The organism is Hoylesella enoeca JCM 12259 (assembly GCF_000613405.1).
Lineage (GTDB): Bacteria > Bacteroidota > Bacteroidia > Bacteroidales > Bacteroidaceae > Prevotella > Prevotella enoeca.
Genome location: NZ_BAIX01000064.1, coordinates 1 through 8,758 on the forward strand (window position 1 = coordinate 1; position 8,758 = coordinate 8,758).

8 protein-coding genes and 1 pseudogene are annotated in these 8,758 nt (G+C 42.9%); 6 read left to right on the top strand and 3 right to left on the bottom strand.

The window, feature by feature from the left end; all coding sequences use genetic code 11:
- Window positions 1-319: 319 nt before the first annotated feature.
- Together JCM12259_RS11840 and JCM12259_RS15415 are read left to right on the top strand one after the other, a co-directional pair.
- On the top strand, window positions 320-1,300 hold the full coding sequence (locus JCM12259_RS11840; protein ID WP_025066608.1) for a DUF6261 family protein: 981 nt from the start codon (window positions 320-322) through the stop codon (window positions 1,298-1,300).
- A 5-nt stretch (window positions 1,301-1,305) separates the two neighbouring features.
- Window positions 1,306-2,852: pseudogene (locus JCM12259_RS15415) on the top strand (glycoside hydrolase family 10-like protein).
- A gap of 52 nt (window positions 2,853-2,904) precedes the next feature.
- Here JCM12259_RS15415 and JCM12259_RS11850 read toward each other — a convergent pair.
- The gene (locus JCM12259_RS11850) at window positions 2,905-3,348 is read right to left on the bottom strand and encodes a hypothetical protein (protein WP_025066609.1); all 444 of its coding nucleotides are present in this window, start codon (window positions 3,346-3,348) and stop codon (window positions 2,905-2,907) included.
- A 129-nt stretch (window positions 3,349-3,477) separates the two neighbouring features.
- Here JCM12259_RS11850 and galE point away from each other — a divergent pair, with 129 nt between their 5' ends.
- Window positions 3,478-4,515 carry a UDP-glucose 4-epimerase GalE gene (gene galE, locus JCM12259_RS11855; RefSeq protein WP_025066610.1) on the top strand — a complete coding sequence of 346 codons (1,038 nt, stop codon included), beginning with the start codon at window positions 3,478-3,480 and terminating at the stop codon, window positions 4,513-4,515.
- A 126-nt stretch (window positions 4,516-4,641) separates the two neighbouring features.
- Window positions 4,642-5,175 (top strand): 30S ribosomal protein S16, encoded by a 534-nt coding sequence (locus JCM12259_RS11860; protein ID WP_025066611.1) that lies wholly within the window; start codon window positions 4,642-4,644, stop codon window positions 5,173-5,175.
- 188 nt (window positions 5,176-5,363) lie between these two features.
- On the opposite strand, the gene JCM12259_RS11870 is transcribed toward JCM12259_RS11860, so the two are convergent.
- Window positions 5,364-6,044, bottom strand: coding sequence for a tetratricopeptide repeat protein (locus JCM12259_RS11870; RefSeq protein ID WP_025066612.1), 681 nt, complete (start codon window positions 6,042-6,044; stop codon window positions 5,364-5,366).
- A gap of 47 nt (window positions 6,045-6,091) precedes the next feature.
- On the bottom strand, window positions 6,092-7,603 hold the full coding sequence (gene dnaB / locus JCM12259_RS11875; protein WP_025066613.1) for a replicative DNA helicase: 1,512 nt from the start codon (window positions 7,601-7,603) through the stop codon (window positions 6,092-6,094).
- A gap of 98 nt (window positions 7,604-7,701) precedes the next feature.
- Here dnaB and ispE point away from each other — a divergent pair, with 98 nt between their 5' ends.
- Both ispE and JCM12259_RS17435 read left to right on the top strand, forming a co-directional pair.
- On the top strand, window positions 7,702-8,541 hold the full coding sequence (gene ispE / locus JCM12259_RS11880; RefSeq protein WP_025066614.1) for a 4-(cytidine 5'-diphospho)-2-C-methyl-D-erythritol kinase: 840 nt from the start codon (window positions 7,702-7,704) through the stop codon (window positions 8,539-8,541).
- Window positions 8,507-8,758: hypothetical protein (locus tag JCM12259_RS17435; protein WP_234396608.1), on the top strand; the 252-nt coding region annotated here is incomplete at its 3' end. The genes ispE and JCM12259_RS17435, both read left to right, overlap by 35 nt.

The window sequence follows — 8,758 nt, forward strand, 5'->3', positions numbered from 1 at the left end:
TTGATTTTTACTTTCCGACCCCTTGGATGATCAAAATCCGCTTGATTTTCACTTTCCGACCACTCGGATGATCAAAATCCGCTTGATTTTCACTTTCCGAGCAATAATTTAGTCAAACTACTTCATAAATTGATCTCTTGAACTATTTGAGTAGTCAAAAACACGATTATTTTGCCATAAAATAGCATTTTTGATGAAAAAAGCAAAAAAAATATGCTAAAAAAGATCTCATGTTGAAAGAAAATGTTTATATTTGCACATCCGAGTAATCGGTGATTGTAAATACTATATTGTTTAATAAACTAAAAACCTAAACGCCATGCGAATTAAATCAGCACCATTAAGTTCACTCCAAAACATGGAGCACTTCCAGTTTGCACAACACATCGTTGCCATTTGTAAAGAATCTAAGATCGAGAAGTTGGTAAGTGTGCTTCCGCCATTAGAAGCAGCGCTGGCAGCTGAGGACAAAGCTTTGAATCAATCACGAATGGAAGAGGCTACCGAAGAATTACGTACGCTCGACAAAAATCGTGACAAAGCTTACAAGGCGTTGCAACTGCTGGTCGAATTAAATTTGAATAGTGACAATCCAGGATTATTGGCTGCGGCAAATGAAATCAATCGTGTTCTGCGGACCTATCCGGGCATCTTACACGCTAATTATGACAAAGCAACAGGTCTCATTAAGAATCTCATCGCCGATTTACGAGAAGCTAAGACAGTAGCTATTATCAATAAGGTTGGAGGAGTACCCTATGTCAATCGGCTTGATAAAGCGAATAAAGATTTTGATACGCGTTATCGTTCGCGATTGAAATCAGCTATTCCGTCAGGTACTTTTGATATTAGAAAGTTGCGCGCTGCCACAGATATTGCCTTAGATGCTGTCTTTATTAGAATTGATGCGCTCAATGACCTCGAACCGACCACCGCCGGATTAGCAGAACTCATCACACAATACAACGCCCTTGTGGATAAGAAGCGGAAACTGTTGGCTAAACGCGTTGGAACCGGAAAGGCTGCAAAACTGAAGCGGATGGAAAAATATACAGAATTATTGAAACCTCTGATTCCTGCCTTGGAAAAAGAGATGGGCTTGGAAGAAAAATCACTTTCATTCTTTGAAAAGACAAAGGGAACAGGAAAGAATCGTCTTTATTTCTTATCAACCAAGGATGAAAAACGTCAAGTTTGGGTTCATATCGTAAAGACGAAAGAAGGGATGGATAAGCTTGTATTGGTGGATATCAATCTGACTCCCAAACCTTCAATTCCAACAACAGATCAGCAAGAATAATATAAATGAAGAAAAATCAATTGCGATTTATCGGCATACTATTGCTATTTTTCGTATGTTTTGGTAATGATTTACAAGCCGGGGCACCCGTGCGTAAACGAGAGTTTCGTGGGACATGGATCCAGAGCGTGAATGGTCAGTTTCAGGGAATGACTACTGCGGGGATGCAACAGGAGTTGACGCGACAGTTAAACGAATTGAAAAAAGATGGCGTGAATGCTATCTTTTTCAAGTGAGACCAGAATGTGATGCACTTTATCAAAGTAGATTTGAGCCTTGGAGCAGATTTCTTACCGGCGTTCAAGGACAGGCTCCATCTCCCTATTGGGATCCATTGGCATGGATGGTTACAGAATGTCATAAACGGGGGATGGAACTGCACGCATGGATCAATCCTTATCGTGCCAAAACAAAAGGAACGACAGCCTTATCTCCTCGTCACATCGCTATGCGACATCCCGAGCGAGTATTTTCTTATGATGGCTTATATATTCTTAACCCGGGAAATCCACTCAATCGTGAGTATATCTGTCGGATTGCCAGTGATATCGTGAAACGTTATGATGTAGACGGACTACATATCGATGATTATTTTTATCCTTATCATGTGGCTGGACAAATGATCGATGATGAAAAAGAATATCGACAATACGGCAGAGGATTTAAAGATCGAGGAGATTGGCGTCGTGATAACGTCAACCGACTGATCCGACAAATGCATGACTCGATACGGAGTGTCAAGCCGTGGATAAAATTCGGTGTATCTCCGTTTGGAATTTATCGTAACAAACAGTCAGCGCCCGGAGTTGGTAGTGACACTCGCGGAACACAAGGTTATGATGATTTATATGCTGATGTACTCTTATGGGTAAAAAATGGATGGGTGGACTATTGCGTGCCACAACTTTATTGGCAAATAGGACATCCAACAGCCGATTATAAAACACTGATCAGTTGGTGGAATAGAAACGCTTCTAATCGACCACTTTTTATTGGTGAAGATGTCGAACGAACTGTAAAATTTGCTGATCCGGCCAATCCGAAGAGTAACCAGATGTCAGCCAAGTTTGCCCTACGTGACCGGATGGAAAATATTGAGGGAGCAGTACTGTGGTACTCAAAAGCTGTTGTCGATAATGTTGGGGGATATGGGCAGATGCTTCGGACGTACTACTGGCGTTATCCGGCCTTGCAACCGCGTATGCCCTTCATAGATCATAGTCGTCCACGTAAGCCGCGCGCATTGGCTCTAGTCTGGACGAGTGATGGATATTTTCTTTTTTGGTCGGAACCGAAAATTCCTTGGTGGGCTTTCTGGCTACGGTCCCGGAAAGCAAATTGGCGCGATGAAGTGACAAAATATGTGGTCTATTGTTTTGCTGATGACGAAGAGATCAATCTCGATGATGCGTCGAAGATCATAACAATCACGAGAGATACAAAAATTCGTCTGCCTTACACCAACGGTAAGAAACATTATACTTATGTAGTGACGGCACTCGACCGACTGAGCAACGAGAGTAAAGGACGGAGAAAAAGAGTGGAATTATAATGATCGAGTGACGAATGTAGCATGTTGAATGATCTGTATTCGTCACTCCTTTTCAGTTATTCTCCATTAATTTATTGAAGAATGCGTCAAGATCTTTATCGAGATTTTTCATTAGATCAGCTCCGATAATCATTGTTTCATCGTCTGCGACATAGAGTTCGGCCACACATTCTTTATCGTCGTCTTCTAATATGAAGTTAAACGGTTTTAAAATACCCATGCCGTCAACTATTTCGTGCAGCCGCTTCAAGATCTCGCGTAGAAGAATAGTCACGTCGTCATAAAAATCCTCATCCTTGTTGTCAATCCATTGCGCGACGATACACCGAGTGATTTCGTGTTCATCGTCGTTAAAAGCCCGCAGCTCGCCGCTTTCCTGTGAAACGCGTAGATGAATGTCGGTCAAAACGGATGCTTCTTCTGTCAACGGAAATTTTTGGGCAATCTTCCTAATTGCGCGTTCGATCTGCTGAATTATTTGCTCGTTAGCTTTCATATCGTTTTCGGTTGTGTGATGCAAATATAAGAAGAAATTCTTAAAGTGAGCATAGCCTAACCTTTTTCTCGTTATTTTTTGTTGCTTTGCAAATATATCTGTACCTTTGCTCGTGTAAATTTCAACGAAATGAAACAAACAATTTTAGTAACAGGCGGAACCGGATTTATTGGTTCGCACACAACAGTAGAATTGCAAGAAGCAGGCTATCAGGTGGTCATCATTGACGATCTTTCTAATTCCAACATTGAGGTCTTAGACGGCATCGAAAAAATTACGGGTGTACGTCCTGCTTTTGAACAAGTGGATCTTCGGGATAAGAACGCGACAGAGTCGGTCTTCAAAAAATATCCTGAGATTCGAGGAATTATCCATTTTGCCGCAAGCAAAGCAGTAGGGGAGAGTGTCGAGAAGCCGCTTCTGTATTACCACAATAATATCGTTTCTCTTTTGAATCTGCTTGAGTTAATGCAGAAATACGGCACGAAAGGTATCATTTTCTCATCGAGTTGCACAGTCTATGGACAACCCTCTAACGAGAATTTACCTGTAACCGAAGAAGCGCCGATTCAAACGGCATGCTCTCCTTATGGAAATACGAAGCAAATTAATGAAGAGATTATTCGTGACTTCATTCATAGTGGTGCGCCGATCAAGAGCATCGTGCTGCGCTATTTCAATCCGATCGGCTCGCATCCTTCGGCCTTGATTGGCGAATTGCCCAATGGAGTTCCGATGAATCTGATTCCATTTGTCACGCAGACAGCTATGGGAATCCGTCAACAATTGAAGGTCTTCGGAAATGATTATGATACGCCAGACGGAACTTGTATTCGAGATTACATCTATGTGGTGGATCTCGCCAAGGCCCATGTTGCTGCAATGACTCGCGTTTTGGATATGGATACAGATCCTATCGAATATTTCAATATTGGTACAGGAAAAGGTGTTAGCATCTTGGAAGTCATCAACTCTTTTGAGAAAGCTACGGGCGTGCAAGTCAATTGGGCGTTTGCGCCACGCCGTGAAGGAGATATCGAGAAAGTTTGGGGCTGCGTTGACAAAGCCAATAAAGTACTTGGATGGAAAGCAGAAACGCCACTCGAAGATGTGCTTGCATCGGCATGGAAATGGCAACTTAAACTTCGTGAGAACGGTGTGATGTAGACTGGTTAATGAATGTTAAATAACGAGGAGCACGATTGACAATTGACTGAATTCCAGTTAAAAGTCGTATCTTTGCACCGCTGTTACGAGTTGACAGCATATTTAAACTTAAAAGTAAAGTAAAAAATGGCAACAAAAATCAGATTGCAACGCGGTGGTCGTAAGAATTATGCTTTTTATAGCATTGTGATCGCTGATGTGAGAGCACCACGAGATGGTAAGTTTATTGAAAAGATTGGTACTTACAACCCTAATACCAATCCTGCTACTGTTGATTTGAAATTCGATCGCGCATTGTATTGGGTGGAAGTTGGTGCACAGCCAACTGATACGGCACGCAATATTCTTAAAGGTGAGGGCGTGTATTTGATGAAACACCTGCGTGGAGGAGTGAAAAAAGGCGCATTCGATGAAGCTACTGCACAAAGCAAGTTCGACGCTTGGAAACAGGATAGACAAAAAGGCTTAGATGCTGTCCGTGAAAAAGAGTCAAGAGCTAAGAAAGATGCACTTGATAAAGAACTTGAAGCAGAAAAGAAAATCAATAGCGAAATAGCAAAAAAGGTAGCTGAGAAAAAGGCTGCTATAGTTGCAGCACAAGCAGAGCAGGTTGCAGAAGAAACGACACCTGTTGCCGAAGAAGTTTCCACAGAGGCTTAGAAATTCTTTTCCAAATAAAGTTTTATTAAAGAGGTATATCGAATAATCATCGATATATCTCTTTTTTGTTGATTAAACTCAAAGTCTCCAACAATAATAATCGCTACCATTAAATAACAATAATCGATATTATGATAAATAAAAATTTCTATATTCTCTCCACTCAACGCACCACTGAGGCTATGGCATTATTTTTTTTGTTTCAGGCGCCGGTAATACATTCGTAAATTAGCACGAGGAATTCCTAACTGAACGGCTCTATCAAGATCTTCTCGTGCTTCAGCAAAGTTGCCTAATAAATAACGAATATCCGAACGATTAAGAACATAATCTGTGTTGGTTGTATCGCGTTTGATCGCTTCTCCGTAATCATATTCGGCGAGTTCATACATCTTTCGCTCTTTTTCAATACCCGCCCGAGCCGCATATGCTACGGGGTTATCGGGAAATTGGTCAACGAGTCGATTGATTTGATCGAATGCCTCCGTATAGTGATGATCTTTCTCGTTGAGCAGTGCCAATCCTAATTGGGCTTCGAAATTTCCAGGAATACGTTTCAACAGATTTTCATAATCCAAACGAGCAAAACTCAATCGCCCCAGTTTTTCATTGACAAAGGCACGATAATAAAGCGCAGCTACATTGTCTGGTTCCCGTCGAAGAACATAATCGTATTCATCACGGGCATAATTCCATTGTTCCAACAGTACATTCCACGAAGCTTTACGCAGTCGCAGATCAATACTGTCGGGATGATAAGCCAAACGATCTGAGGCTAGAGTTAAACTATCTCTCAATGCTTGGTTTGTCTGGGCAGAAAGAGCAATTGAGAATATAAAAAACAAGAAAAATGCTATCTTTAATTTCATCGTTAAATACTATCTTTAATTTCATCGTTTTTTGTGCTGATTCTTAATCAGAAAGGCATATCATTATCCCCTATTGGCGGCGGACCAAATGGGACATCATCACTATTCATTTTACTACCGATGATCTCTCCACCAGAATCCAATGTAGATGGATGACCAAATCCGTCCTCTGGATTCTCAAATCGAGTATATTCTCCGCGGAAAGTAAGAAGCACATCACCTGTTGCACCTTTACGGTGTTTGGCTATAATGATCTGTGCCATACCGTGAAGATCATTACCTTTCTCGTCTTGATAAATGTGATAATACTCTGGACGATGCACAAAAAGCACCATATCAGCGTCTTGTTCGATAGCTCCCGACTCGCGAAGATCACTTAGTTGCGGACGTTTTCCTTCAAGCCCTTCACGATTTTCAACGGTTCGATTCAACTGGGAAAGAGCTAAAATCGGTATATCCAATTCTTTGGCCAATCCTTTCAGGGATCGCGAAATCGTCGAAACCTCCTCTTGCCGGCTATTAAACTTCATACCATTAGCGTTCATCAATTGCAAATAGTCGATCATAATCACCTTCACACCTTTCTCCCGAACCAATCGGCGAGCTTTGGTCCGAAGTTCAAAGACCGACAATCCTGGTGTGTCATCAATATATAAAGGTGCATCTTTCAGCTTCTGCAAATTCTTGTCTAATCGCTCCCATTCGTCGGGCGTAAGCTGGCCGCTCAACATTTTGTTGCCGGCAATCTCACAAGTATTGGATATGAGGCGATTGACCAGTTGCACATTATTCATTTCGAGCGAGAAAAAGGCGATCGGTTCCCCATAATCCACAGCTACATTCTTGGCGATGCTCAATGCAAATGAAGTCTTACCCATCGCCGGCCGACCGGCAATAATCACTAAATCCGACGGCTGCCAACCCGAAGTTATATTGTCTAATTTTGTAAACCCCGAGGCCACTCCCGTCAAACCACCACTACTGGCAGATGCTTTTTGCAAGATTTCCACGGCTTGACGTACGACAGGCTCCACCTGCGTATAATCCTGCCGCATATTCTTCTGAGAGATTTCAAACAGTCGTCCCTCGGCGTGTTGCATCAGTTCGGCGATATCTGAAGTCTCGTCAAAAGCCTCACTTTCAATTTGGCCGGCAAACGTAATGAGCTGACGAGCCAGGAATTTCTGAGCCAAAATATTGGCGTGATACTCAATATGGGCCGACGAAGCTACGCGCGAACTCAATTCGACAATACGTGCACCACCTCCAACATCCTCCAACGTTCCCTCACGCTTCAGTTCCTCCGTGACGGTGAGAATATCCACTGGTCGCTCATTCATGTTAAGATGCCTGATCGCGGTAAAAATTTTCTGGTTACGAGGCTCATAAAAAGTTTCGGGACGAATAATCTCGCTGATAATCGAGAAAGCATCTTTATCTATCATCAGCGCACCAAGCACCACATCTTCGATATCCAAAGCCTGCGGTTGCAAGTGACCATAACGCGTGTCGATCATCGTAACCGACTTCTTCTTACCCCTTTCTTTATTTTCCGGCATATTATTTGAGGATTGTCATATAGGCTGCAAAAGTACGAAAAAGATCCCGATCTTTCCGCTTAATTTACTATTTTTGCAAAAACAAAAAACAAACGACAATGATTACATCTCCCTGTGCCAAAATCAATTTAGGCCTTAATGTCGTAGCCCGACGTGCCGACGGCTATCATGATCTTGAAACCATATTCTACCCCATCCCACTATGCGATACGCTCGAAATCACACGGATAGAAGAGCAGTCCCCATCTGACCCGCGGTGCGAGCTAACAATCACAGGACATGCTATCGAAGGCAACCAGCAAGACAATCTTGTCGTCAAAGCCTTTCGTCTGTTGGCTCGCGACCACCAACTCGGCCGAGTGCAAATCCATTTACACAAGCAAATCCCCTCGCAAGCCGGTTTAGGCGGTGGATCAAGCGATGCAGCTTTCACGCTTCGGATGCTCAACAAACTCTTTGACCTGAATCTTACTAATGAGAAGATGCAGCAGTATGCCGCCAAATTAGGAGCCGACTGTGCTTTTTTCATTACCGCCCGCCCCGCTTACGCCACGGGAATCGGAGACCACCTCTCCCCTATTGACGAGCTAGCCAAACAGCTGCACAATTACTACATTGTCATCGTCAAACCCGACGTCGCCATTTCGACACGCGAGGCCTATACCTCTCTCGTACCCAGCCGACCAAACACATGCTGTCGTGACATCGTCCGAGAACCTATTGAGCAATGGCGCGAGATGTTATCAAATGATTTTGAGACGCCGATTCTTTCCCGTTATCCGGAGTTGAGTGCCATCAAGGTCGCCCTCTATAACGCCGGAGCAGTTTATGCACAGATGAGCGGAAGTGGCAGTGCTTTTTTCGGTCTATTTAAAGAGGAGCCTGTCGGGATCGAAAAGTTTTTTGGAAAAAACTTCGTTTACTCGTCAAAACTATGATAAAAAGATATTGGTAGAAAACTTTTACCAATATTTGGCCGTTTCAAAAGATTGTTATATCTTTGCCGGCAGTTTTGACAGTTCCTGTCGCTTTCCTTCGCCCCCTAAGTTAGGGGGATGGGGTCTGAACAAGCGAGAGACCGATCAAAAGGATCAAACGAGAAGTATGATAAAAGAAGCAAATATAAATAGCCGTAACGCGATGCAAAAGAACTCC